Raw genomic sequence first — 23,770 nt, 5'->3', positions numbered from 1 at the left:
GGGGACGGGCGGCGGGGGTGGACGCCCGGGACGGGTCGGCGGGTCGGGGTGGGTAGCGGTCGGCGGGTCGGGCCGACGGGCGGTCGGCGGGTGGGTGGCGGTCAGCCGGTGGGGGCGGTGAGGGACGCGGTGAGCAGGGTGTGGGCCTCGGTGGCGGCGTCGTCGCCCCGGCCGTCGGCGATCGCGGCGGCCAGCCGGCGGTGCCCGGCGACGTCCAGCAACTCGGCTGCGCGTCGCTGCGGCGGCACCTCCCCGACGGCCAGCGCCCCGGCCACCAGGCTGTTGAAGGAGAGCAGGTAGGCGGTGTTGCCGCTGCCGGTGACGATGTGCCGCCACAGCGCGATGTTCGCCTCGGCCATGGCGGCCAGGTCGGGTGCGAGCGCGGCGAACCGTTCCACGGTGTCGACCACGACCCGCCCCACCGCCCCGGTGGCCCGGACGGCGCAGCGCCGGGCCGCGTCGACCCCGACGCAGGCGCGCATTTCCAGCATGTCCCGGACCAGGTGCTCCACCGGCAGCACGTCGCCGGACTGGACGAGGGACAGGGCCAGGTCGAGGCCGGCGTGCACCCGCCAGTCCAGCACCCGGGTGACGCCGCCCTGGCTGACCCGTAGCAGCCCGAGCTGTTGGAGCCGGCGCAGCGCCTCCCGCACGGCGTGCCGGTTGACGGCGAACGCGGCGGCGAGTTCGCGTTCACCGGGCAGCGGGTCGCCCGGGGCGTGCCGCCCGCTGACGATGGCGTCGCGGAGCTGGGCGAAGACGTGGTCGGAGACGGAGCTGCGGGGCACGGGGACGAAGGCCACGGCAGCAGTGTGCCGGCGTACCCATCAACCCGTCAACTGGTTGGACCAGTCGTACCGAAAGAAACGGCGGCCGGGTCGGGTGACCCGGCCGCCGTCCCGACGGACCTCACCGGTGACCGTTGCCGGGTGCCCGCAACGGCCGCGCGGACCTCAGGCCCGACCGCGCTCCCGGCGGTAGCGGCTGATCAGCGCCGCCGTGGAGGAGTCCACGTCGGACAGGTCCGGCGCGTCCCCGGTCAGCTTCGGCGCGAGCTGGTTGGCCATCACCTTCCCCAGCTCCACCCCCCACTGGTCGAACGGGTTGATGTTCCACACCGCGCCGCAGGTGAACACGATGTGCTCGTAGAGCGCGATGAGCTGGCCCAGCGTCGACGGGGTGAGCTTCGGCGCGATGATCGAGGTGGTCGGGTGGTTGCCCGGCATCACCCGGTGCGGCACCACCTCGGCAGGCGTGCCCTCCGCCTCGACCTGCTCCGCCGTCCGGCCGAAGGCCAGTGCGGCGGTCTGCGCGAAGAAGTTCGACATGAACAGGTCGTGCATCTCGCCCAGGTCGTGGTTGGGCTGGCTGAACGCGATGAAGTCCGCCGGGATCAGCACGGTGCCCTGGTGGATGAGCTGATAGAAGGCGTGCTGGCCGTTGGTGCCCGGCTCGCCCCAGAAGATCTCCCCGGTCGGGTGGTCGACCGGCGTGCCGTCCAGGGTCACCGACTTGCCGTTGCTCTCCATGGTCAGCTGTTGCAGGTACGCTGGGAACCGGTGCAGGTACTGCGAGTACGGCAGCACGGCGTGGGTCTGCGCGCCGAGGAAGTCGACGTACCAGACGTTGAGCAGGCCCAGCAGCGCCGGCAGGTTCCGCTCCACCGGCGCGGTACGGAAGTGCTCGTCGACGGCGTGGTAGCCGGCCAGCAGCTCGCGGAACCGGTCCGGCCCGACCGCCAGCATCACCGACAGCCCGACCGCCGACGGCAGCGAGTAGCGGCCACCCACCCAGTCCCAGAAGCCGAACATGTTCTCCGGGTCGATGCCGAAGTCGGCCACCCGGCCCGCGTTGGTGCTCACCGCCACGAAGTGCTTCGCGATCGCCGCGTCGTCGTCGGCGTCCAGGCCCGACAGCAGCCACGTCTTGGCCTGCTCGGCGTTGGCCAGCGTCTCCTGCGTGGAGAAGGTCTTCGACACCACCACGAACAGGGTGCTCGCCGGGTCGAGGTCGTGGGTCTTGTCGTGGATGTCGGTCGGGTCGATGTTGGAGACGAACCGGCAGGCGATCCCGCCGTCCCGGTACGCCTTGAGCGCCTCGTACGCCATCACCGGGCCGAGGTCGGAGCCGCCGATGCCGATGTTGACCACCGTGCTGATCCGCTCGCCGGTGTGCCCGCGCCACTGCCCGGAGCGGACCCGCTCGCTGAACGCGGCCATCCGGTCCAGCACCCGGTGCACGTCGGCGACCACGTCCTGCCCGTCCACCGTCAGTGCGGCGTCGCGCGGCAGCCGCAGCGCGGTGTGCAGCACGGCCCGGTCCTCGGTGGAGTTGATGTGCTCCCCGGCGAACATCGCGGCGATCCGGTCGGTCAGCCCGACCCGCCCGGCCAGCGCGGTGAGCAGCCCGATGGTCTCGTCGGTGACGAGGTGCTTGCTGTAGTCGACGTGCAGGTCGGCGACCTCGCCGGTGAGCCGCTCACCCCGTTGCCGGTCGGCCGCGAACAGCTCCCGCAGGTGGGTGCCGCGCATCGTCTCGGCGTGCTTGCGCAGCGCCTGCCATTCGTCGGTGGTGGTCACACTCGCAGCCATCGGGTCGATCTTCTCCTTCACGACGGTCGTCGGCGCGTGGTGCCGCCGACGGTTCGCGTCCCAGCCTGCCACCCGGGGCGCGGCCACGCGACGCGACCCGGCGCAGCCGCCGCCCCGGGGTGGCCGGCGACACGCCAATGCGACAGGTGTACGACACGCCGACCACGGGGCGACATCGCCTCGTCGCCGACAGTAGGCTCGCCGTGCCCTGCCCCCTTCGGCCCGGGAGGACCCATGGCGACGGTGATCGGCCCCCGCCGTTCGACCCCCACGGACGAGCCTGCGGCGGAGGCCGGTTCGGCGGAGGCCGGGCTGGATCTGCCGGAGTTGGCGGACGGCGGATGGATGCACCACGCCACCGAGTTCGCGCACACCAGTTTCCGGTCGGTGGCCCGCCGGCTGCCCCGGCTGGTGCGCGAGGCCATCGCGTTGGCCTGGGCGACCAACCGTCGCGACACCCTCGCCGCGATCGGTCTGAACCTCGCCGCCGGGGTGATGACCACCCTCGGCCTGCTCGCCACCACCGGGGTGCTGCGCGAGTTGTTCGCCGCCGGTCCGACGCCCGACCGGGTCCGGGCCGCGCTGCCCGCGCTGGTCCTGGCCGCCGCGGCGGTGGCCGTGAAGGGCACGTTGACCGTCACCGCCGGCTGGGCGCAGGCCCGGCTGATCCCACAGATCAACTACGCGGTGGAGCTGCGGCTGTTCGAGACCACCACGGCGGTCGAGCTGGCCGCCTTCGACGACGCCGGTTTCGCCGAGGAGATGGACCGGGTCCGCGACCGGGGGATGGCCGAGGCGGCGTCGATCGTCGACCACACCGTCAACCTGATCACCGGGGTGGTGGGCGTGCTGGCCACCGCCGCCGCGGTGACCGTGATCCAACCGGTGCTGCTGCCCTGCCTGCTGCTGGCTGCCGTGCCGGAGGCGGTCACCGCGGTGCGGATGGCCCGCCGGCAGTACCTGGACATGCTGGCCCGGATCAACCGCCGCCGCCGGATGTGGATGCTCGCCCACCTGATGGCCAACCGGCACACCGCCGCCGAGGTACGCGCCTACCAGATGCGGGACTTCCTGCTCGCCGAGTTCCGCCGGATGATGACCGTCGAGACGGCCGCGCTGCTGCGGCTGGCCCGGGCGCAGAGCCGGACCAGGGCCGTCGGGATGTCCGTCGGCGGGATCGCGGCCTTCGCGGTCTACGCCGTGCTCGGCGGGCTGCTGCTCACCGGCGTGGTCGCGCTCGCCGCGGCGGCGACCGCCCTGCTCGCCCTCCAGTCGGCGCGCAGCAGCCTCGCGCTCGCCGTCTACGCCACCAACAACCTCTACGAGGACGCCCTCTACTACCAGGACTACCGGGACTTCCTCGACCGGGCCGACAGCCGCACCGCCGCCGGGCAGGGGCGGCCCACCGCCGGCTTCGAGCACATCGAGCTGGACCGGGTCAGCCTGCGCTACCCGGACACCGACGCCCCGGCGGTGGACGAGGTCAGCCTGACCATCCGGCGGGGCGAGGTGATCGCCCTGGTCGGTGAGAACGGCTCCGGCAAGACCACCCTGGCCAAGCTGATCGCCGGCCTCTACCGGCCCACCGGCGGGGTGATCCGGTGGGACGACGTCGACGTCGCCGAGTTGGACCCGGCGGCGACGGCCGCCCAGGTGGCGGTGATGACCCAGGAGTGGTGGAAGTTCCCGTTCACCGCCGCGCAGAACATCCGCATCGGCCGGCACGACCGGCCCCCGGACGCGGCCGGCCCGACCGTCGAGGACGCCGCCCGGTCGGCCGCCGCGCACGACATGATCGCCGGGCTGCCGTTCGGCTACGACACCCTGCTGGCCCGGGAGTTCAAGAACGGCCACGACCTCTCCGGCGGGCAGTGGCAGCGGCTGGTGGCCGCCCGGGGCCTCTACCGCGACGCCCGGTTGCTGATCTGCGACGAGCCGTCGGCCGCCCTCGACGCCCGCGCCGAGCACGCGCTCTTCGAGCACCTGCGGCGGCGGCCCGACCGGACGGTCGTGTTGATCACCCACCGGTTGGCCAACGTCCGGCACGCCGACCAGATCTTCGTGATGGACCACGGTCGGCTGGTGCAGCAGGGCGACCACGACACGCTGATGGCCGCCGACGGGCCCTACCGGGAGCTGTTCGAGTTGCAGGCGAGCGGCTACCTCGCCGCCACCGAGTGACGGCGGCTCAGGCATCGACGTTCGTTGAACTCTTGGGGATGTTTCGATAGCGTCACCTGGTAACCCCTCGACCTCGGCGGTGGCGGCTGAGCGACGGCACAGGCGGGCGTGGCCTCCGGGCGACCACCCCGCCTCCCCGGGCCGGCCACCGCACTCGGGCGAAAGGTCGGGACGGTGCACCCCTCACCGTCTTGAAAGGTCTCTGCCATGAACCATGTGTCCGCCCGCAGCAGCGGGCGTCGGACCACACCACCGCAGCTGCGTGCCGCACTGGTCTCGATCGTTACCGGCGTGGTCGCCGTCGGCACCACCGTCGCCCTCGCCTCCAGTGCCAGCGCCGGCACCACCCTCGGTGCCGCCGCCGCCGAGACGGGCCGCTACTTCGGCACCGCCGTGGCGGTGAACAGGCTCGCCGACTCCGTCTACGTCGGCATCCTGAACCGTGAGTTCACCTCGGTGACCGCCGAGAACGAGATGAAGTGGGACGCCACCGAGCCCAGCCCGAACCAGTTCACCTACGCCAGCGGCGACAAGCTGGTCAGCCACGCCCAGGCCAACGGGATGCGGGTCCGCGGTCACACGCTGGCCTGGCACCAGCAACAACCGCGCTGGACGGCGGTCCTGTCCGGCACCGCCCTGCGCAACGCCATGCTCAACCACGTCACCCAGGTCGCCACCCACTACCGGGGCAAGATCCACGCGTGGAACGTGGTGAACGAGGCGTTCGCCGACGGTGGCAGCGGTGCGCGTCGGGACTCCAACCTGCAGCGCACCGGTGACGACTGGATCGAGGCGGCGTTCCGGGCCGCCCGCGCCGCCGACCCGGGCGCGAAGCTCTGCTACAACGACTACTACACCGACGGGCAGAACCCGAAGAGCAACGGCGTGTACGCCATGGTCCAGGACTTCAAGGCCCGGGGCGTGCCGATCGACTGCGTCGGCTTCCAGTCCCACTTCACCGCCCAGTCGCCGGTGCCGTCGGACTACCAGGCCAACCTCCAGCGATTCGTCGACCTCGGCGTCGAGGTGCAGATCACCGAGCTGGACATCGAGGGCTCCGGCAGTTCCCAGGCCGACAGCTACTCCCGCGTGGTCAGCGCCTGCCTGGCGGTCTCCCGCTGCACCGGCATCACCGTCTCCGGCATCCGGGACACCGACTCGTGGCGGGCCAGCGCCACCCCGCTGCTCTTCGACGGCAACGGCGCCAAGAAGGCCGCGTACGCCTCCACGTTGGACGCGCTCAACGCGGGCGGCACCACCGTCCCGCCGACCACACCACCGCCGACGACTCCGCCGCCGACCACGCCGCCGCCGCCCGGTGACGGTGCCTGCACCGCGGCGGTGTCGGTGAACTCCTGGCCCGGCGGCTTCGTGACCACCGTCAAGGTCACCGCCGGCCCGGCCGGGCTCGACGGTTGGGTGGTCAACCTGCCCCTGCCGTCGGACGCCACCGTCACCAACGCGTGGAACGCGCAGCACACCGGCACCTCCGGTGCGGTCAGCTTCCGCAACGTCAGCTACAACGGCACCGTCGGTGCGGGAGCCGGCACCGAGTTCGGTTTCCAGGGCACCGGCAACGGTCCCACCGGCACGGCGACCTGCGCCCGCGCCTGACCGGACACCGACCCCACCCCGGCGCGGCGGCGACCGTCGCGGTCAGACCGCCGTCACCGGATGCCGGACCACCCCGTCGAAGAGGTACCCGAGGTCGTTGCCCGGGGCCCGGTCGGGCTGACCCCGGCCGGTCACGTCCACCGCGCGGGCCCGCAGCGTCCACCGGCCGGCGGTCGGCGGACACCACCGCGTCGACCACCGCTGCCAGGGCCCGCCCCGGTCCGCCCCGACCAGCGTGGCGGGCTGCCACCCGTCGCCCGTGTCGACCTCGACCCGGTCGATCGGACCGGCCCCGGACCACGACCGGCCGGTCAGCGTGGTCTCGACACCGGCCGCCAGCCGGGCGTCCCAGGGCAGCTCGAACGCGCTCTTGACCGACTGCGTGTCGGCCGGCCCACCGTCGACCGGCCGGCCGGGTCCGAACATCCGGTAGAGGCTGGTGTTCCACGGGGAGAACAGCGCGACGGTGGAGACCTCGATCGCACCGACCCACTTGATCGAGGAGATCCCGATCCAGCCGGGCACCACCACCCGGACCGGGAAGCCGTGGTCGGGTGGCAGCGGCGCACCGTTCATCTCGTACGCCAGCAGCACGTCGTCGAGGGCCTTGCCGATCGGCAGCGGACGGCGTACCCGGCCGAGGTCGACACCCCCGGTGACGTACGGCGGGTCCAGGCCCTCCGGCATCACGTCGACCGCGTCGGGGGTCAGCCCGGCGTGCCGTAGCACGGTGGCCAGCGGCACCCCGCGCCAGCGGGCCACCCCGACACCGCCGAGCCGCCACTGCACCCCGGCGGCGGGGGTGTCCTGCTGGCTGGCGAAGAAGTGCCGCCCGTTGCCGGCGCACTCGACCAGGGCGGGTAGCTCGACGGCGGGTAGCGCCCGCAGGTCGGCGTAGCCGAACTCGACCGGGGCGTCCCGGGTCGGGGCGTCGCGCAGGCCGTCGCCGTGCAGCCGCAGTCGCCAGGTGTCGGCGTCGATGCGGGGTGTGTGGGTGTGGTTGCGGACGAAGAACCGGTCGTTCGGCACCACGTATCCCTGGCCGGCCATCGCCTCCCACCGCATCTCGGCGTTGCCCTCGCGGGGCGTGAGCTGCGCGGGGTCGAGCGGTTTGACGATGCCCGGGGGCACCCCGACCGGCCCGGTGGCGGGCGTGACCGGCTCCCGGGTGTCGGTGGCGAGGGCGCTCATCGCCGTGCCCACCGCGATCAGCTCGGCGCGGGACACCCCGGGGTCCCGGGCCTGACCGGCCAGCCACTGCCGGGCCCGGCGGGCGTCGTGGTCTGCCTCGTCGTACGACACAACGGTGGACACCGGGGCTCCTTCGGCTCGGCGACGGTAACTCCTATTGAATCAGTAGGAGTTACCCGCCGGGCAGGGCCACTGGCCGACCACGGCCGGGGCCATTCGGTCAGATCGCGGCGGCCAGCGTCACCACCCCCGCCGCGACCAGCACCCCGGCCCAGAGCCGGTCCACGTTGAACCAGGCCCGGCGCAGCACCCCGACCCCCAGCACCTCGTACACCACCAGCGCGACGGTCGACGCGACGCCCAGCATGACCAGGGTGTGCACCCCGGCCGCGACCAGCCCCGGCAGCGCGCCGGCCGGCGCCGCCGCCAGGTGCCCGGCGTGCCCGCCGGCCGGCTGCGGGTCGGCCAGCAGCACCGGCAGCAGCATCAGCCCGGCGCCGTGCGCCGACGACATCAGGAACGACCAACCGGCCACCTGCGCCGCCGACAGCCGCATCCCGGCCCAGCGGAAGTGCCGCTGCGACAACAGCCGCCACAGCCCGAAACCGACCAGCACCGCCCCGCCGGTCACCGTCAGCGCGGTGCTGGCCGTGACCGAGCGGGTGGCGGTGACCAGCGCGGCGACCACCGCCACCGAGGCCAGGTGACCCGCCGCGACCGGGGGCAGCGCGGCCAGCAGCGCCGCCCGGCGACGCTCCTGCAACCCCCGGGCGACCGCGAGGAGCCACCCCATCGCCGGGTTCAACCCGTGGAACGCGCCGAGCGCCACCAACGCCAGCAGGGTCCGCCCGGTCACGGGAAGCAGTACGAGTCGGAGCTGGCGTCGCCGCCCTGCAACCGGGTCTGGTGCACCCGCAGCCCCCGGAACTCCTCGCCGCGCGGGAAGAACCGCACGTCCGGGGTGAGCCCGCCGCGTTCCGGGTCGACGTCCAGCTTGGCCAGCCAGGCGCCCACCCCGTCGGGATAGAACTGGTCGTCCCAGGAACCGTAGAGCGAGTTGCTGACGTAGACCCGCCGGCCGTCCCGGCTGATCTCCACCATCTGCGGGCCACCGGCCAGGGGCTCGTCCGGCGCGGCCGGGTGGGCGGTGCGGGCCACGATGCCGCCGAGCCGCACCGAGCCGACCAGCACCGGGTGGAACGGGTCGCTGACGTCGTACTGGCGCAGCTCCCCGGTGCCCCAGCAGGAGACGTAGAGGAACCTGTCGTCCACCGACAGGTCGATGTCGGTGACCAGCGGTGGCACCGCCCCGAACGGCTTGAGCAGGTCCGGCAGGTCGGCCGGGTCGGCGGGTTCCGCCGGGATGTCGATCACCCGGGTCACCGTCCACGGGGCGTCCGCACCCGCGCCGTCGCGGTGCCACAACCAGACCGACGCGGACAGGTCCTCGACGCTGATCACCACCCCCACGAAGCCGTACGACCGGGTCGGGTCGTGCGCGGGGCGCAGTTCGAGCGCCATCTGGTACTGGTCGCCGAGGTCGACCCGCTGCACGTGCCGGCGCTTGGCGAGGTCCCAGAAGTGGATCGCGTGCCCGTATTTGCGCCCCAGCAGCAGCTCGCCGACGATGCCGTCCTCGATCATCGACGGGGTGCCCCACTCGCTGGTGACCAGGACGTCCTGGGTGAGGTGCCACCACACGTCGTACGCCAGGAACTGCGGGCCCCGGTCGGCCTCCCAGGCGCCCCGGACGGCGAACGTGGTGTGGTCGAGCACGGCGATGCCGCCGGGACCCTCGGCACCGTCGACGCCGCCGAGCGCCGACAGGTAGATGCCGTCGGGGCCGCAGTGCACGGTGTGCGGGCGGGAGTAGCCGGACTTCTCGGCCAGTTCCTGCGCGCCGATCACCTTCACCAGCTGCGGGGCGCGCGGGTCCGGCCGGGTGTCGAACACGTGGATGCGCGACGACCGCAGCCCCGGCACGATCAGGTAGCGCCGCTCGACGTGCGGGTGCGGTGCGGTGGGGCAGAGCGCGCTGCTGCACGCGTTCCACCCGAAGTGGTGCAGCTCGTCGCCGGTGTGCGGCAGGTCGGTCCAGCCGACCACCCGGCCGTAGTCGGCGGAGTCCGGGTCGGTGTCGAGCACGACGATCGCGTCCGGCCGCTGCGCCGCACGGTCGAACGCGGCGACGTAGGCCAGCTTCTCGGCGGGCGCGGTGGCCGCCTCGCGGGGGGAGGGGTAGAAACTCGGGTCGGGTGTCCAGCGGGTCATGGTCGGCTCCGGGGTCAGGCGGCGGGTACGCCGAGGCGGTCGAGTAGCCGGCGACGCAACGCGCCGAAGGCGGGCTGGTCGGGGGAGCGGGCCGGTCGGTCGGCGGACCGGCCGGCGGGGCCGAGGTCGACGGGGATCTCCTCGGCGATGACGCCCCCGTCGAGCAGCAGGATGCGGTCGGCGAGCAGCAGCGCCTCCTCGACGTCGTGGGTGACCAGCAGGGCGGCGAAGCCGTGCTCGGCGCGTAGCCGGCGCAGCAGGGACTGCATCCGCAGTCGGGTCAGCGCGTCGAGTGCCCCGAACGGCTCGTCGAGCAGCAGCAGGTCCGGCTCCCGGACCAGGGCCCGGGCCACCGCGACCCGTTGCGCCTGACCGCCGGAGAGTTCCGCCGGCCAGGCCCGGTGTCGGTCGGCCAGCCCCACCTCGGTCAGCGCCCGGTCCACCCGGGAGCGCACGTGGGGACCGGTCAACCCCAGCGCAACGTTGTCGCCGACCCGCTTCCAGGGCAGCAACCGGTGTTCCTGGAAGACCACGGCGGCGGTGCCGCGCACCCGGGTCCGGCCGGTGGCCTCGGCGTCCAGGCCGGCGAGGACCCGCAGCAGGGTGCTCTTGCCGGACCCGCTGCCGCCGAGTAGCGCCACCACCTCACCGGCGGCGATGGTCAGGTCGACCCCGGCGAGCACCGGCCGGCCGTCGAAGGCCCGCCGCACCGCATGGGCGGTCAGCACCGTGGCCCCACCGGTCACCCCGTCCGCCCGGGCGGGTGCCCCGTCCGCGCCGCCGGCCGGGCCGGTCAGGTCGCGCGCAGGCCGCGTCGCCACGTCAGGGTCCTCCTCTCCAGGATCCGTAGGGCGAGGTCGGACAGCAGGCCGAGCAGCGCGTAGACGACCAGGCCGAGCACCACCACGTCGGTCTGGCTGAACTCCCGGGCCTCCATCATCAGAAAGCCGATGCCGGTCTGGGCGTTGATCTGTTCGCCGACGACGAGGCTGAGCCAGGCCGCCCCGATCGCCAGTCGCAGCCCGAGGAACAGCGACGGCAGCGCCCCGGGCAGCACCACGTGCCGCAGCCGGGCGGCGGGCCCGAGGCCGCAGGTGCGGGCTGCCTCGACGAGCCGTTCGTCGATGTCCCGGATGCCAGCGTAGGTGTTGAAGTAGATCGGAAAGAACACCCCGAGTGCGACCAGGGTTACCTTCAGCGACTCGCCGATCCCCACCCAGATGATCAGCAGCGGGACGAGTCCCAGGTGGGGCAGCATCCGGGCCATCTGCACCGGCGGGTCGACCAGGTCGTCGCCGAGGCGGAGCAGCCCGGCGGCGACGCCGAGGACCAGCGCCAGCAGCCCGCCGAGGAGCAACCCGACGCCGGCCCGGGTGAGGGAGTCGAGCAGGTGGACGCCGAGGGTGCCGTCGCGGGCCAGTCGTACGCCGGTGGCGAGCACCCGGCTCGGCGCGGGCAGTTTCTCCGGGGCGAGCAGTCCGGCGTGGGCGGCGGCCTCCCACCCGGCGACGAGCACGACCGGGCTGACCAGTCGCCGCCAGCGCAGGCCGGCACGTCGTCGCGGGCCGGCGTCGGGTGGTGCCGCGACGGCGGCCGGTGGCGCGCTGACCAGCACGGTGCTGCTCACTGGAACACCGCGCTGAACCGGTCGTCCACCCGACCGGCGATGTCGACCGGGCCGGGGACGAGCTCGAGGGTGGTGAAGCCGTCCGCGATGGCCTGGAGTTCGGTGCCGACGGCAGGGGTGACCGGGGCCAGCGGGCGGGCGCTGCGGGCCAGGGCCCGGGTGGTGACGTCCAGCGGGATCTTCAGCTCGGGGGCGAGCACCGTGGCGCGTTCGGCCGGGTTGGCGATCCCCCAGTCGGTGACCTTCCGGTACGTGGTGAGGAAGGCGCGGACGTCGTCGGTGCGGTCCCGGACCACCTCGGGTGAGGCCAGCACGTACTCCCGGTTGCTGGCCAGGCCGGTGGCGTCGGCGAGGACCTTCACCCCGGGCTGCTCGGCGAGGGCGAAGTACGGGTCCCAGATGATCCAGGCGTCGATCTGGCCGTTGTCGAACGCAGGCCGTCCCTCGGCCGGCTTGAGGTACTTGACGGTGATGTCCTTCAGCGTCATGTTGTTGGCCGCCAGCAGCCGGACCAGCAGCCAGTGCACGTTGCTGCCCTTGTTCAGCGCCACCGTCCGGCCGCGCAGGTCGGCGAAGGTCTTCAGGCCGCTGCTCTCCTTGACCAGCACCGCCTCGCCCTGGGGGATCGGGGCGGAGGTGCCGACCACCGAGAAGGGGATCTTCGCGGCGGCGGCGAAGATCGGGGGTGCCTCGCCGACCTGTCCGATGTCGATCGCGCCGGCCTTGAGCGCCTCGGTCAGGGCGGGGCCGCTCTCGAACAGCGACCACTGCGCGTCCGGGGCGGCGTTGCGGGCCTTGACCAGGCTCAGCCCGCCGAAGCGCTGGTAGCCGATGCGCAGCGGGCCGCTGCCGGCCTGGGCGTCGGCGTCGTCGGTGCAGCCGCTGACCCCGCCGACGGCGACCAGGGACAGTGCGGTGAACAGGGTGGTGGCCAGCCGGCGCAGGTTCCTCGGCGGGGTGGACATGTCGGCTCCTCGGGAGTGGACGATGTGCTCGCGACGCCGCAGGTCGGCGGCGGGCAGTAACCTACCAAACCGATAGGTTTTATGGGTAGCCTGTCCTGGTTGTCGTCCCATCCCTCAGGAGGACCCCCGATGCCGCTGACCTTCCACTGGTTCCTGCCCACCTACGGCGACAGCCGCGACATCGTCGGCGGTGGTCACGGCGTCGCGGTCGGCACCGCCGGTGGGGCCCGCCCCGCCACCGTCGCCTATCTCGGGCAGATCGCCCGCAGCGCCGAGCAACTCGGCTTCGTCGGCGCGCTCACCCCGACCGGGGCCTGGTGCGAGGACGCCTGGCTGGCCACCGCGATGCTCGCCGAGGTCACCGAACGGCTGAAGTTCCTGGTGGCGTTCCGCCCCGGCCTGCTCTCACCCACCCTCGCCGCCCAGATGGCCGCCACCTTCCAGCGCCTGTCCGGCGGCCGGCTGCTGCTCAACGTGGTCACCGGCGGGGAGTCCGCCGAGCAACGCGCCTACGGCGACTTCCTCGACAAGGACGCCCGGTACGCCCGCACCGACGAGTTCCTGCACGTCGTGCGGTCACTGTGGCGGGGGGAGACCGTCGACCACGTCGGGGAACACCTGCGCGTCGAGGGCGCCCGGCTGGCCCGGCTGCCCGACCCGGTGCCCCCCGTCTACTTCGGTGGCTCGTCCACCGCCGCCGGCCCGGTCGCCGCCCGGCACAGCGACGTCTACCTGACCTGGGGTGAGCCGCCCGCCCAGGTGGCCGGCAAGCTCGACCACATCCGCGCCCTGGCGGTCGCCGCCGGCCGGTCGCCGCGCTTCGGTATTCGGCTGCACGTCATCGCCCGGGACACCGCCGAGGCGGCCTGGGCGCAGGCCGGCCGGCTGCTCGACGGCATCGACGAGGCCGACATCCGGGCCGCCCAGGAGGGGCTGCGGCGCAGCGAGTCCGAGGGGCAGCGCCGGATGCTGGCCCTGCACGGCGGCAGCCGCGACGGGCTGGAGGTCGCCCCGAACCTCTGGGCCGGAGTGGGGCTGGTCCGGGGCGGGGCCGGCACCGCCCTGGTGGGCAGCCACACCGAGGTCGCCGACCGGATCGCCGAGTACCACGCGCTCGGCATCGACGAGTTCGTCCTCTCCGGCCACCCGCACCTGGAGGAGGCGTACTGGTTCGGTGAGGGGGTGCTGCCGATCCTGCGGGCCCGGGGCCTGTGGCGGCATCCCGCCGGTGAGCCGGCCCCCGACCCGACGCCGAGCGTCCCGTTCGCCCCGCAGCCCGCCCGGGTCTGACCACGGCGCGTCCGGCGGGTCCGGCACCTGCGGCGGGTCCGCGCCGGCCGGGCGCGGCGGGGTCAGTGCCGGCCGGCGAGGAAGTCGGCCAGCACCCGGGTGTGGGTCGAGAAGGCCAGCTCGACCGGCTCGGTGAGGACCAGCCACTCGGTGGCCTCCTCGGTCGGCGTCGACGGGGGGAGCTGTGCGGCCGGCCGCTCCGGCAGCACCCCGAAGATCATCATGGTGCCGCCGTGCGGGGCGCCGTGCACCGCGAACAACCGGGCCCGCTGCGCCTCGTCGACCAGCCCCGTCTCCTCCCGCAGCTCCCGGACCAGCGCCTCGGACCACTCCTCGCCGTACTCGACGAACCCGCCGGGCAGGGCGAGCTGGCCCCGGGCCGGTTCGATGTCCCGGCGCACCACCACCAGGCCGAGCCCGGCGTCGGTCCGTACCGGCAGCAGCGCGACCGCGACCGGGGTGGGGTTGCGCCACACCGTCTGGCCGCAGGCCGGGCAGAGCCGGGGCCAGTCGGCGTCCGGCGGGTAGGCCGCCCCGCAGTAGTGGCAGTGCGCGTACGGCAGGACGGTCATGCCGCCGCACGTTACCGCCCCCGGGCCACCCCGCTCAGGGCAGGTCCGCCGTCGGCCCGGGGTCGGTCGGCCGGTCGTCGCGCAGGATCTCCCGGGCCTCCATCAGGGCGAACCCGAGCAGGTTGAGCCCACGCCAGCGGGCCGGGTCCTCGGCGCGCGGGTCGTCGGGGGCCAGCCCGACCCCCCACACTCGGTCGACCGGGCTGGCCTCCACCAGCACCCGGTCCCCGGTGCCCAGCAGGTACGCCCGCAGGTCGGCGTGCTGGCCGAACTTGGCCAGGCTGCCGGCCAGCACGACGGCGTACCGCTCGGCCTCCCACACCGCCTGGTCGAACCCGCGGACCTGGCGGCCGACCCCCTTGGCCTGCTGCGGGTGGCCGGCGGCGAGCACCCGCTCCCCGGCCTCGGCGTCGTCGAAGAGCAGCGCCTTGCGCCACATCATCCAGTGCTCGGCGGTGGCGAAGCGCCGCCCGTCGACGGTGAACGCCGCCGGCCACCACTGGCTCAGGCAGCCGCGGCCGACGGTGCCGTCCCGCTGCGGCTGGTGCCCCCAGAAGCAGAGGTAGCGCACCCGGTGCCCGGCGCGGTGCAGGGCGAGGACGTCTTCGGCGCGGCGCATCGACATGCCGCACAGTGTCCCTGCCGGCACCGACAACCCGCGCCCGGGTTTCGCCCGGACCCGGTGCGGGCCCCGGGGTCAGGCCGGCGGCGTGCCGGTGTACGCGGCGATGGTCCGGGCGGCGGCGGCCCGGGCGGCCTGCGGGTCGGTGCCGCCGGCGATGTCGGCCTCGGCCCACGCCTCGCCGCTGAGCGTCATGAAGCGTCGCCCGTCCGCCGAGCCGATCCATTCGGCGGCCTGGTCGGGGGTGACGCCTCCACCGTCGGCGTCGAGGTGGCTGGCGAGGCCGAGCAGGCCGGAGTCCCAGCCGACGCCGACCGCGCCGGGGCCGTACTCGGTCCACCGGACGTCGTCGACGTGGGCGACGTGTTCCAGGGTGAACCGGGTCCGCTCGTCGCCCTCCGGGGTCAGGTGGACCTCGATCCAGCTGGTCTCGTCGCCCATCTCCCAGGTGGCGGCGAAGCTCTTCGGCGGGTCGCAGCGCTGCACCACGCCCCCGGCGTTGCCCTCGAACTGGTAGCGGCCGTGCAGCCGCAGGTCGCCTGAGATCGGCAGGAACCAGCGCGGGATGCGTTCGGCGCTGGTGCAGGCGTCCCAGAGGTCGTCCAGCGTCGTCGGGTACGTCTGGCTGATGGTCAGCACCCGTGCCTCACCCGCCTCCAGGGTGCGGCTGCCCACGGTGCGTCGTACGGCGCTGATCTGGTGGCTGGTCTCGATCATGAGGTGCTCCGGTGCTCGGTCGGGTCGTCCGTCGTGGTGTGCGCCCGCCGTTCGCGCCGACCCCGGGCGATCTCGGTGGCCAGGGCGTCCAGGGCCGGCGTCCAGAACCGGCGGAATCCCTCCAGCCACCTGTCGACCTCCCGCAGCGGAGCGGGGTCGACCGCGTAGAGCCGACGGGCGCCCTGCGGGCGGACCGTGGCGAACCCGTTGTCCCGCAGCACCTTGAGGTGCTGCGAGACGGCGGGCTGGGTGATCCCGAACTCCTCCTGGATGACCGCGCAGACCCCACCGGCGCTCCGTTCGCCCTGCGCGAGCAGTTCGAGGATGCGCCGGCGTACCGGGTCGCCGAGGACGTCGAAGGCGTGCACGGTCCCCTTTGTATCAGGCATGGCTTATATAAGCAATCAACCCAGTCGAGCGGCGACGGCGGAGCGCAGTTCGGGCAACCGGTCGTGCAGCAGACCCGGGCACTGGGTGCTGGCGAAGTCCTTGTGGCCGTAGATCTGGCTCGCCGGGATGGCGTACTGCTGGCAGGTGAACGCGCAGAACACCACCAGGCTGTCCCAGAGTGCCTGCGGCGGCTGCACGTCGACGTAGATCCCGTCGTTCTCGATGCCGATGGCCTGGCTGTTCTGCCCCACGCAGTGCGCGCCCTGCACCATCGTCTGCCCGTGCAGCAGCGCGTACAGGCTGCCGTGCCGGCCCTCGGTGAGCTGGCCGCCCCGGCTGTTGGTGAAGTGCTGCCCGGAGTCCAGCCAGCCGTTGCCGTCCATGTGCAGGTCCTGGATCTCCCGCGAGTTGGCGTACGCGTGGGCCAGGCTGTAGTCGGTCGAGTTCGGGAACGCCGTGTGATGCACGATGATCTTGTTGGGCCGGCTGCCGACCACGCTCACCGGCGAGGACGGCGGCCGGGCCCCCCAGGTGGCGCAGTTGGCGATCACCGGCTGGTCGACCCGACCGAGGACGACCCGGCCGTCGGCCGACGTGCTGCCGGTGGTCAGGGCGCTGCCGTGGGTCAGGGCGCTGGCGGTGGTCAGGGCCGGGTCGACGGCGGAGTGGCCCACGGCGGCGGCGCTCGCGGCGGATCCGCCGAACGGGTTCGGCGCGAGCGCCCCGGCGGTGCCGAGCAGGACCGCGCCGCGCAGCACGCTGCGCCGGGACACGGGTACGGACATGGCGGGCTCCTCAGGGGGTGGGGGAGGTGCCGGCCGGTCGACCATTGCGACGACTCCGGGGTGGCCGGGGGTCGTTGCCGGGCCGACCGGGCGGCTGCGGCGCTCCGGTCGGGTCAGCAGGGGCCGTTGCAGGCCAGCACCCGGAGCCGGTCGAGGGTGCCGTTCCAGACGTTCTGGTCGCCCGGGAAGGTGCCCGACGACGCCCACTGCCAGAAGGAGTACGTGGCCCAGCCGGCCGGCAGGGTGCCCACCGTGCCGGCGTACCGGGCGAGCCAGAGTGGGTTGGTGGCGGCGAAGCCGCTGTAGTTGCCGGTGCAGGTGGTCCACCAGTCGGTGGTGGTGTAGATCGTCGCCCAGCGCCCGGTGCGGGCGTAGTACTGGTTGACGAAGGACGCGATCCAGTTGCGCATCGCGCTCTGGCTCAGCCCGTAACAGGTCGCGCCGTAGGGGTTGTACTCGATGTCGAGCGCGCCGGGCAGCGTCCGGCCGTCCTTCGACCAGCCGCCACCGTGGTCGACGAAGTAGTTGGCCTGGGTCGCGCCGGTCGTGGTGTCCGGCCGGGCGAAATGGTACGAACCCCGGATCATCCCGACGGTGTACGACCCGTTGTACTGCTGGGCGAAGTACGGGTTGGTGTAGTACGTGCCCTCGGTGGCCTTCACGTAGGCGAACCGGGCGCCGTTGTTCCAGGCGGCGGACCAGTTGACGTTGCCCTGGTAGCTGGAGACGTCCATGCCGGGCAGGCCGGCCGGGGCGGCGGTGGCCGGGGTGACGATGCCGAGGGTGGTGGCGGCGACCATGGTGACGGCCGCCAGCAGCGCGCCCGTGACCGCACGGAGACGGTTCATCTTTCCTCCCTGGGGGATGCCGCGTGGTTACGGCGGGAGCGACGAAAGGAACTGTCAGGTATTAGGTCACGGCCGGAGATAGGTTTCAATAGACTGAATCAAGATTATCTATTTCTGCACGTGGCGCTACCGTCCACCCGCCCGACAATCGCGGTGCGAGCGGATCCACCGGGCCCGGGTCGCGCGGTCTGCCCGACGGTCGAGAGGTGGGCGGGTCGACTGGTCCCGGGTCAGGCGGCGTAGTGGGCGAGGACCTCGGCCGCCGCTCGCTCGCCGGCCAGCACCGCGCCCTCCAGGTAGCCGGCCCACCGGGTCGCCGTCTCGGTGCCCGCCCAGTACACCCGCCCCACCGGCCGGCGCAGCTCGGGACCGTGGTCCCGCCACGAGCCGGGGGTCAACGCCCCGCAGAAGCAGCCCCGGGTCCACTCGTCGGCCGACCAGTCGTACTCGACGAGGTCGTCAGGCTCGGCGGCGGCCGGGCCGACCAGCCCCACCAGCGCGGCCAGCACCGCCGCCCGTCGCCGGCCCGGCGACAGCCGGCGCAGCTCCCGGGCCTGCCGGCCGTAGCTGAACGCGGTCAGCACCCCACGCGTCGAACCCGGCGTCGAGTTGTCCACCGTCTCGGTCAGCGGCCCGTCGGTCGACGTGGTCACCCCGGAACACCCGTCGGCCCGCCAGAACGGCGTCGGGTAGACCGCGTGCAGCTTCAACGCCGACCCCATCGGCATCCGCTGGGTCAACGCGTCGCGCAGGGCCGGCAGCGCCGGCGAGTACGCGATCCGGCCCGCCAGCGTCGGGGCCACCGCCACCACCACCGCCTCCGCCGGGTACGCCCCGTCATCGGTGTACGCCACCACCGGGTGCCCGTCCTGGTGGATCGTCCGCACCGGTGCCCCGGACCGTACCGTCCCCGGGGGCAGCGCCGCCGCCATCCGCTGCGCCAGCAGGGCCGGCCCGCCCACGATCCGATCCTGCTGGGCGCCCCCGGCCATCCCCAGCAGCAACCCGCTCCCACCGCCGCTGCGCAGGTAGAAGAGCACCTGCAACAGCGACACCTCGTCCGGGTCCGCCGCCAGCAACCCACCGGCGATCAGCCGACCCACGTACCGGGCCGTCACCGGATCGGGCGTGACCGTGGCCAACCAGCCGCCGAGGGTGAGCCGGTCCCACTCGTCCGCCCGCGCCGCCCGCCACGGGGCTGCCGGGTCCACCTCGGCGGCGAAGTCGTCGAGCAGGTTGACCGTCTGCCGGACCGACTCCGGCGGTGTCTCCTGCAGCCGACCGTCCCAGCGCACCACCGGCCTCCCGTACGCGGCCGACGGGAACGTGGTCAGCCCGTGCTCGGCCACCAGGGCGGCCATCCGTTCCTGGGTCGGGCCGATCCACTGCGCGCCCAGGTCCAGCGCCGTGCCGTCGTCCAGCCGCCGGGTCGCCACCCGCCCCCCGACCCGTTCCCGCGCCTCCAGCACCAGCACCCGTGCCCCACCCCGGCACAACACCGCCGCAGCGGCGAGCCCCGAGAAACCCCCACCGACCACCACCACCCGCACCGCCCGCGCATACCCCACCCACCCGCCGCTACGCCCACCCACCCGCTCCCGCGTCCGGGCATGTCGGGCCGGTGTGGCTGTCGAGGTGCCGCCGGGCCGGGGTGGGCTCAGTCGCGCAGGGTGCGCAGGATGCGGGTGAGGTCGGCGTGGTCGGTGGGGGAGAGGTGGCCGAAGAAGCGCTCCGCTTCGGCCGCGCGGGCCGTCCGGATGGCCGCGCCTACCCGCGTACCCTCGTCGGTCGGCGCGACCAGGGTCGCCCGCCGGTCGGCTGGGTCGGTGCGGCGCGCGACGAGCCCGCGTTCCTCCAGGCCGTCGACGACCTCGGTGGTGGAGCGGGGGGCGATGTGCAGGTGCTCGGCGAGGGCGCTGAGCCGCATCGCCCCGTGCCGGGTGAGCACCGCGAGGGCGCGGGCGTGTCCGGGGTTGACGTCCCAGGGTTCGAGGGTACGTCGGGACTGGTGGCGCAGCCGACGGGCCACCGCCCAGAACAACTCGGCGAGGCTCTCCCCGACCGGCTCGGCCGACGGCTCCACCGGAACGCCTGCGGGCGGGTCGGCCAGGGGGTCGGATGTCGCACCGGTCACCGGAATACGGTAGCAGTGTTCACTGTTGCTACCTCATGATGAGGTAACCTCAGTAACTGGACCTGAACGGAACACCGGTTCGCCCGCTGTGCCGAGCGCACCGCGCCGCAGAGCGTGAACCTCCACCCCCGCGGACAACCCCGAACGGAAGAAGGACCCCCTTGGACACCACCCAGACCCACCGGGAGGGCCGCGGCGGCGCCCCCCGGACCGCCAGTGCCGCCGAGAAGACCCAGGCCCGTGCCGTCTCGCTGCGCCGCATCGGCCGGCTGTTCACCGCGTACCGTGGTCAACTGGCTGTGGTCACCGCGATCATCGTGGTGTCGTCGATGGTCGCGATGGCCTCGCCGTTCCTGCTGCGGGCGGTGATCGACCGGGCGCTGCCCGAGCGCGACCTGACCCTGCTGGTCTGGCTGGTCGTCGGCATGATCGCCGTCGCGGCGGTGACCGCCGTGCTCGGCGTGGCGCAGACCTGGATCTCCACCCGGGTCGGGCAGCTGGTGATGCACCGGCTGCGCACCGACGTCTTCGCCCACCTGCACCGGCAGTCGATCGCGTTCTTCACCCGCACCCGCACCGGCGAGGTGCAGTCGCGGATCACCAACGACATCGGCGGCATGCAGACGGTGGTCACCTCCACCGCCACCTCGATCGCGTCCAACCTGACCACGGTGGTCGCCACCCTGGTCGCCATGGTGGCGCTGTCCTGGCGGCTCACCCTGGTCTCATTGGTGGTGCTGCCGCCGGCCATCTGGCTCACCCGCCGGGTCGCCGCGATGCGCCGTGAGATCACCGCCCAGCGTCAGCAGGAGCTGGCCGACCTCAACGTCACCATCGAGGAGGGGCTGTCGATCAGCGGCGTGCAGCTCAGCAAGACCCTCGGCGCGGGTGACGCACTGATCGACCGGTTCACCAGCAGCTCGGCCCGCCTGGTCGATCTGGAGCTGCGCTCGGAGCTGGCCGGCCGCTGGCGGATGGCCACCATGACGATCATCTTCGCCGCCATCCCGGCGGTGATCTACCTCGGCGCGGGGCTGCCCGGTACCGCCGGCACGCTCAGCATCGGCACCCTGGTCGCCTTCACCGCCCTGCAGGGCGGGCTGTTCCGGCCGCTGATGGGGCTGCTCAACGTGGGTGTCACGCTGACCGCCTCGCTGGCGCTGTTCGCCCGGATCTTCGAGTACCTCGACCTGCCGGTGGAGGTGGACGACCCGGCCCGGCCGGTGACCATCGACCCGACCCGGGTGCGCGGGCACCTGCGCGTCGAGGACGTCACCTTCAGCTACCCGGGCAGCGACACCGCCGCCGTCGCCGGCATCAGCCTGGACGTCCCGGCGGGCACCAGCCTCGCCCTGGTCGGCGAGACCGGCTCCGGCAAGAGCACCCTCGCGGCCCTGGTCAGCCGGCTGCACGACCCGGACGCCGGCCGGATCACCATCGACGGTGTCGACCTGCGCGACCTGCGGCTGACCGACCTGGCCGCCGTCGTGGGCGTGGTCAGCCAGGAGACCTACCTGCTGCACACCACCATCCGGGAAAATCTGCGGTACGCGCGCCCCGACGCCACCGACGCCCAGTTGGCCGACGCCGCCCGCGCCGCGCAGATCCACGACCTGATCGCCGCCCTGCCCGACGGGTACGACACGGTCGTCGGTTCCCGGGGCCACCGCTTCTCCGGTGGCGAGAAGCAGCGCCTGGCCATCGCCCGTACGCTGCTGCGCGACCCCCGGGTGTTGGTGCTCGACGAGGCGACCAGCGCGCTGGACACCGAGACCGAACGCGCCGTCCAACGGGCCTTCGACACCCTCGCCGAGGGACGCACGGTGATCACCATCGCGCACCGGCTGTCCACGGTGCGCCACGCCGACCAGATCGCGGTGCTCGACCACGGCCGGATCGTCGAGTCCGGCACCCACGAGACGCTGCTGGCCCGCGCCGGCCGGTACGCCACCCTGGCCGGCTGACCCGGGCCGACCGGGCGGGCGGAGAACCCCCGATCTGCACAACGTGAATCCCCGATCATCGGTGACTAGAGTGACGCCGTGCAGAGTGGTGGTGTGCGGTCCCAGGTGCCGGTGCTGTACGTGGCGGACGCCGACGCGGCCCGACGGTTCTACGAGAACTTCGGCTACACCGAGATCCGGGCCGGCGGCGACGGTGGCTCACACTGGTCGTACCTGCGGTGCGGGGAGTTGACGCTGCTCCTGGCGGCGGTCACCCCCCGCCTGGTCACCGTCGAGCTGCCCCTGCTCGTCTACCTGTACGTCGACGACCTGACCGCGACCGCCGAGCGGCTCACCGCCGCCGGGCACCCGGTCGAGAAGAGCGGTTACCCGGAGCACGCCCCCGGGGGCGAGTGCCGGGTCACCGACCCCGACGGCAACGTGGTCGCCTTCGGGCAGCGGCAGGCCGTACCGCCGCAGGAGCGTGACCCGCAGGCGGGCGGTGAGGTGCGGTTCTCGCTGATCCGGGAGGCCGCCGAGGCGGCCGGTCGGCGCGGCGGCGCACCCGCCCGGTGCCAGATCGGCGGCCCGCGCGGTGAGCCCTGCCCCGAACCGGCGGAGGTCAAGCTCGCCGACTCGTGGGGCGACACGGCGTGGGGGTGCATGGCGCACGCCGACGAGACCCTGCTGACCGCACGCGGCGCGTTCCTGGCCACCGAGGACGGAATGGGCCTCGGCCCGTTCCTGCGCGCCCGCCAACCCCAGCCGGATCGGCAGGTTTCCGAACCCGCGCCGGGTGCCTGACCCGTCCACCCGCAACACCCCACCCCACCCCACCCACCCACCCCGCCCCCACACGGCGATCTACCCGGTGATCACGAGATTTACGTCAACTTTGATCTCCCCGATGACGCAAACTCCTTGATCACCAGGCGCGTGGCAGGCTCCGCGTCCCTCTGTCTCCGCTCCGCCTCGTTCGCTCCCCACGTCGAGCGTTATGCCCCGGTGATCAAGAGGTTTAGGTCATTCAGAAGATCAAAGTTGACGTAAACCTCTTGATCACCGGGGCGGGGTGGGGCGGGGCGTGGTGGGGGTGGGGTGGGAGCGGGGCGGGGGTGGGGAAAGTGGGGGGAGCCGTGGGGGGTCTGGGTGCGTCCAAGGGGTATGACGAGTTTTCGAGGCATGTGGGTGGTGGTTGTTCCGGTGCTCCTGCTCACGGCGGCGTGTGCGGGGCAGGACGGGGCGGGTGTGGCCCCCGACGCGGTCCCATCCGCTCTTCCCGCTGATGTGCCGGTGCTGCGGATCGACTATACGGGTGGCTTCGTGCGGCCCGAGACCAATGTGACCCGGCTGCCGGCCGTCAGCGTCTACGGCGACGGTCGGGTGATCACCGAGGGGCCGACGATCCTGAGTTATCCCGGGCCGGCGCTGCCCAACATCCAGGTTCGCACGATCAGCAAGGCCGAGGTGGCGAAGCTGGTCGAGCAGGCCCGCGCCGCCGGGGTGGGCAGCTCCGTCGACGTGGGCACCCCGTCGATCACCGACGTGGCCACCACCCGGTTCACCATCCGGGGGCCGGTCGGCACCGAGCGGTTGGAGGTCTACGCCCTGGGTGAGGCGACCGGCCCGGAGGCCGGCCTGACCGCCGCCCAGCAGGCCGCCCGGGAGAAACTGCGGACCTTCGCCGACAAGGTGACCGATCCGGCGGGTGCCGCGACGCAGCCGTACCAGCCGACCGCCATCGCGGCGGTGGCCGGGCCGTGGGTCGCCACACCGGAGACCGCGAAGCAGCCCAGGGTGGAGTGGCCCGGCCCGGCGCTGCCCGGCACCAGTCTCGGTGAGGGGCTCCAACTGGGTTGCGTGACGGTCACCGGGGCCGCCGTGCAGCAGGTGATCGCCGCCGCCGACAAGGCCAACGCGGTGACCCCGTGGACCTCCGGCGGGAAACGCTGGTCGATCACCCTCCGGCCGCTGCTGCCCGACGAGACCGACTGCGCCAGCCTGTCCACCGACCGCTGAGGCGGCAGCG

At 73.3% G+C, this 23,770-nt stretch carries 22 protein-coding genes; 6 read left to right on the top strand and 16 right to left on the bottom strand.

Annotated features, from left to right (window positions below; translation table 11 throughout):
- Positions 1–101 precede the first annotated feature (101 nt).
- The gene (locus AB0K25_RS19315) at positions 102–803 is read right to left on the bottom strand and encodes a GntR family transcriptional regulator (RefSeq protein ID WP_219462578.1); all 702 of its coding nucleotides are present in this window, start codon (positions 801–803) and stop codon (positions 102–104) included.
- 150 nt (positions 804–953) lie between these two features.
- On the bottom strand, positions 954–2,591 hold the full coding sequence (pgi, locus tag AB0K25_RS19310; protein WP_219462568.1) for a glucose-6-phosphate isomerase: 1,638 nt from the start codon (positions 2,589–2,591) through the stop codon (positions 954–956).
- A 234-nt stretch (positions 2,592–2,825) separates the two neighbouring features.
- On the opposite strand from pgi, the gene AB0K25_RS19305 reads away from it, so the two are divergent.
- Entirely contained in the window at positions 2,826–4,772 is a 1,947-nt protein-coding gene (locus AB0K25_RS19305) for an ABC transporter ATP-binding protein (RefSeq protein ID WP_219462566.1), read from the top strand.
- Positions 4,773–4,979: 207 nt separating this feature from the next.
- Complete coding sequence (locus tag AB0K25_RS19300) at positions 4,980–6,386, top strand: endo-1,4-beta-xylanase (protein WP_363821479.1); 1,407 nt, start codon at positions 4,980–4,982, stop codon at positions 6,384–6,386.
- Between the two features lie 42 nt (positions 6,387–6,428).
- Here AB0K25_RS19300 and AB0K25_RS19295 read toward each other — a convergent pair whose 3' ends face one another.
- The 6 genes from AB0K25_RS19295 to AB0K25_RS19270 form a co-directional block, all read right to left on the bottom strand.
- On the bottom strand, positions 6,429–7,700 hold the full coding sequence (locus AB0K25_RS19295; RefSeq protein ID WP_363821476.1) for a sulfite oxidase: 1,272 nt from the start codon (positions 7,698–7,700) through the stop codon (positions 6,429–6,431).
- A 97-nt stretch (positions 7,701–7,797) separates the two neighbouring features.
- Positions 7,798–8,433 (bottom strand): hypothetical protein, encoded by a 636-nt coding sequence (locus AB0K25_RS19290; protein WP_219462561.1) that lies wholly within the window; start codon positions 8,431–8,433, stop codon positions 7,798–7,800.
- A complete protein-coding gene (locus AB0K25_RS19285; RefSeq protein ID WP_219462559.1) occupies positions 8,430–9,848 on the bottom strand; it encodes a selenium-binding family protein in 1,419 nt (472 codons plus the stop codon). The genes AB0K25_RS19290 and AB0K25_RS19285 overlap by 4 nt, the downstream gene beginning before the upstream one ends.
- A 14-nt stretch (positions 9,849–9,862) precedes the next feature.
- Positions 9,863–10,576 (bottom strand): ABC transporter ATP-binding protein, encoded by a 714-nt coding sequence (locus tag AB0K25_RS19280; RefSeq protein WP_308291099.1) that lies wholly within the window; start codon positions 10,574–10,576, stop codon positions 9,863–9,865.
- A 65-nt stretch (positions 10,577–10,641) separates the two neighbouring features.
- Positions 10,642–11,475, bottom strand: a complete 834-nt coding sequence (locus tag AB0K25_RS19275) for an ABC transporter permease (RefSeq protein ID WP_363821473.1) — start codon at positions 11,473–11,475, stop codon at positions 10,642–10,644.
- Positions 11,472–12,440 carry an aliphatic sulfonate ABC transporter substrate-binding protein gene (locus AB0K25_RS19270; RefSeq protein WP_219462533.1) on the bottom strand — a complete coding sequence of 323 codons (969 nt, stop codon included), beginning with the start codon at positions 12,438–12,440 and terminating at the stop codon, positions 11,472–11,474. The genes AB0K25_RS19275 and AB0K25_RS19270 overlap by 4 nt, the downstream gene beginning before the upstream one ends.
- A gap of 129 nt (positions 12,441–12,569) precedes the next feature.
- On the opposite strand from AB0K25_RS19270, the gene AB0K25_RS19265 reads away from it, so the two are divergent.
- The gene (locus AB0K25_RS19265; RefSeq protein ID WP_363821470.1) at positions 12,570–13,730 is read left to right on the top strand and encodes an LLM class flavin-dependent oxidoreductase; all 1,161 of its coding nucleotides are present in this window, start codon (positions 12,570–12,572) and stop codon (positions 13,728–13,730) included.
- Positions 13,731–13,792: 62 nt separating this feature from the next.
- Here the strand turns inward: AB0K25_RS19265 and AB0K25_RS19260 are convergent, their stop codons facing one another.
- The 8 genes from AB0K25_RS19260 to AB0K25_RS19225 all read right to left on the bottom strand — a co-directional run bounded on the left by AB0K25_RS19260 (position 13,793) and on the right by AB0K25_RS19225 (position 19,747).
- Positions 13,793–14,302 (bottom strand): NUDIX domain-containing protein, encoded by a 510-nt coding sequence (locus AB0K25_RS19260; protein WP_357534453.1) that lies wholly within the window; start codon positions 14,300–14,302, stop codon positions 13,793–13,795.
- Positions 14,303–14,336: 34 nt separating this feature from the next.
- On the bottom strand, positions 14,337–14,927 hold the full coding sequence (locus AB0K25_RS19255) for an NADAR family protein (protein ID WP_363821467.1): 591 nt from the start codon (positions 14,925–14,927) through the stop codon (positions 14,337–14,339).
- 72 nt (positions 14,928–14,999) lie between these two features.
- Positions 15,000–15,641, bottom strand: a complete 642-nt coding sequence (locus AB0K25_RS19250) for an SRPBCC family protein (protein WP_363821464.1) — start codon at positions 15,639–15,641, stop codon at positions 15,000–15,002.
- A complete protein-coding gene (locus AB0K25_RS19245) occupies positions 15,638–16,009 on the bottom strand; it encodes a metalloregulator ArsR/SmtB family transcription factor (protein WP_204922997.1) in 372 nt (123 codons plus the stop codon). The genes AB0K25_RS19250 and AB0K25_RS19245 overlap by 4 nt, the downstream gene beginning before the upstream one ends.
- A 36-nt stretch (positions 16,010–16,045) precedes the next feature.
- Complete coding sequence (locus AB0K25_RS19240; RefSeq protein WP_255597603.1) at positions 16,046–16,816, bottom strand: peptidoglycan recognition family protein; 771 nt, start codon at positions 16,814–16,816, stop codon at positions 16,046–16,048.
- Between the two features lie 113 nt (positions 16,817–16,929).
- Positions 16,930–17,664, bottom strand: a complete 735-nt coding sequence (locus tag AB0K25_RS19235; protein WP_363821461.1) for a lysozyme — start codon at positions 17,662–17,664, stop codon at positions 16,930–16,932.
- A 230-nt stretch (positions 17,665–17,894) separates the two neighbouring features.
- The gene (locus AB0K25_RS19230; protein WP_305072038.1) at positions 17,895–19,232 is read right to left on the bottom strand and encodes an FAD-dependent oxidoreductase; all 1,338 of its coding nucleotides are present in this window, start codon (positions 19,230–19,232) and stop codon (positions 17,895–17,897) included.
- Positions 19,233–19,321: 89 nt separating this feature from the next.
- Complete coding sequence (locus tag AB0K25_RS19225; RefSeq protein ID WP_219470050.1) at positions 19,322–19,747, bottom strand: MarR family transcriptional regulator; 426 nt, start codon at positions 19,745–19,747, stop codon at positions 19,322–19,324.
- Between the two features lie 212 nt (positions 19,748–19,959).
- On the opposite strand from AB0K25_RS19225, the gene AB0K25_RS19220 reads away from it, so the two are divergent.
- From AB0K25_RS19220 to AB0K25_RS19210, 3 genes are all read left to right on the top strand, one after another.
- On the top strand, positions 19,960–21,762 hold the full coding sequence (locus AB0K25_RS19220) for an ABC transporter ATP-binding protein (RefSeq protein WP_219462523.1): 1,803 nt from the start codon (positions 19,960–19,962) through the stop codon (positions 21,760–21,762).
- A 78-nt stretch (positions 21,763–21,840) separates the two neighbouring features.
- On the top strand, positions 21,841–22,545 hold the full coding sequence (locus tag AB0K25_RS19215) for a VOC family protein (protein ID WP_219462521.1): 705 nt from the start codon (positions 21,841–21,843) through the stop codon (positions 22,543–22,545).
- A 399-nt stretch (positions 22,546–22,944) separates the two neighbouring features.
- Positions 22,945–23,760, top strand: a complete 816-nt coding sequence (locus AB0K25_RS19210; protein ID WP_363821457.1) for a hypothetical protein — start codon at positions 22,945–22,947, stop codon at positions 23,758–23,760.
- The last annotated feature ends 10 nt before the right edge of the window (positions 23,761–23,770 follow it).

Origin of the sequence: Micromonospora sp. NPDC049257 (assembly GCF_040678915.1) — a bacterium.
Lineage (GTDB): Bacteria > Actinomycetota > Actinomycetes > Mycobacteriales > Micromonosporaceae > Micromonospora > Micromonospora antibiotica.
The sequence above is the reverse complement of the archived record's forward strand: the minus strand, read 5'-3'. Positions and strand labels throughout refer to the sequence as shown.

Excerpts from the sequence above, each read along its gene's own strand:
- AB0K25_RS19260 (WP_357534453.1), bottom strand. The coding sequence starts at position 14,302 with ATGACCGTCCTGCCGTACGCGCACTGCCACTACTGCGGGGCGGCCTAC.
- AB0K25_RS19300 (WP_363821479.1), top strand. The coding sequence starts at position 4,980 with ATGAACCATGTGTCCGCCCGCAGCAGCGGGCGTCGGACCACACCACCG.
- AB0K25_RS19255 (WP_363821467.1), bottom strand. The coding sequence starts at position 14,927 with ATGTCGATGCGCCGCGCCGAAGACGTCCTCGCCCTGCACCGCGCCGGG.
- AB0K25_RS19240 (WP_255597603.1), bottom strand. The coding sequence starts at position 16,816 with ATGTCCGTACCCGTGTCCCGGCGCAGCGTGCTGCGCGGCGCGGTCCTG.
- AB0K25_RS19250 (WP_363821464.1), bottom strand. The coding sequence starts at position 15,641 with ATGATCGAGACCAGCCACCAGATCAGCGCCGTACGACGCACCGTGGGC.
- AB0K25_RS19270 (WP_219462533.1), bottom strand. The coding sequence starts at position 12,440 with ATGTCCACCCCGCCGAGGAACCTGCGCCGGCTGGCCACCACCCTGTTC.
- AB0K25_RS19235 (WP_363821461.1), bottom strand. The coding sequence starts at position 17,664 with ATGAACCGTCTCCGTGCGGTCACGGGCGCGCTGCTGGCGGCCGTCACC.
- AB0K25_RS19265 (WP_363821470.1), top strand. The coding sequence starts at position 12,570 with ATGCCGCTGACCTTCCACTGGTTCCTGCCCACCTACGGCGACAGCCGC.
- pgi (WP_219462568.1), bottom strand. The coding sequence starts at position 2,591 with ATGGCTGCGAGTGTGACCACCACCGACGAATGGCAGGCGCTGCGCAAG.
- AB0K25_RS19305 (WP_219462566.1), top strand. The coding sequence starts at position 2,826 with ATGGCGACGGTGATCGGCCCCCGCCGTTCGACCCCCACGGACGAGCCT.
- AB0K25_RS19285 (WP_219462559.1), bottom strand. The coding sequence starts at position 9,848 with ATGACCCGCTGGACACCCGACCCGAGTTTCTACCCCTCCCCCCGCGAG.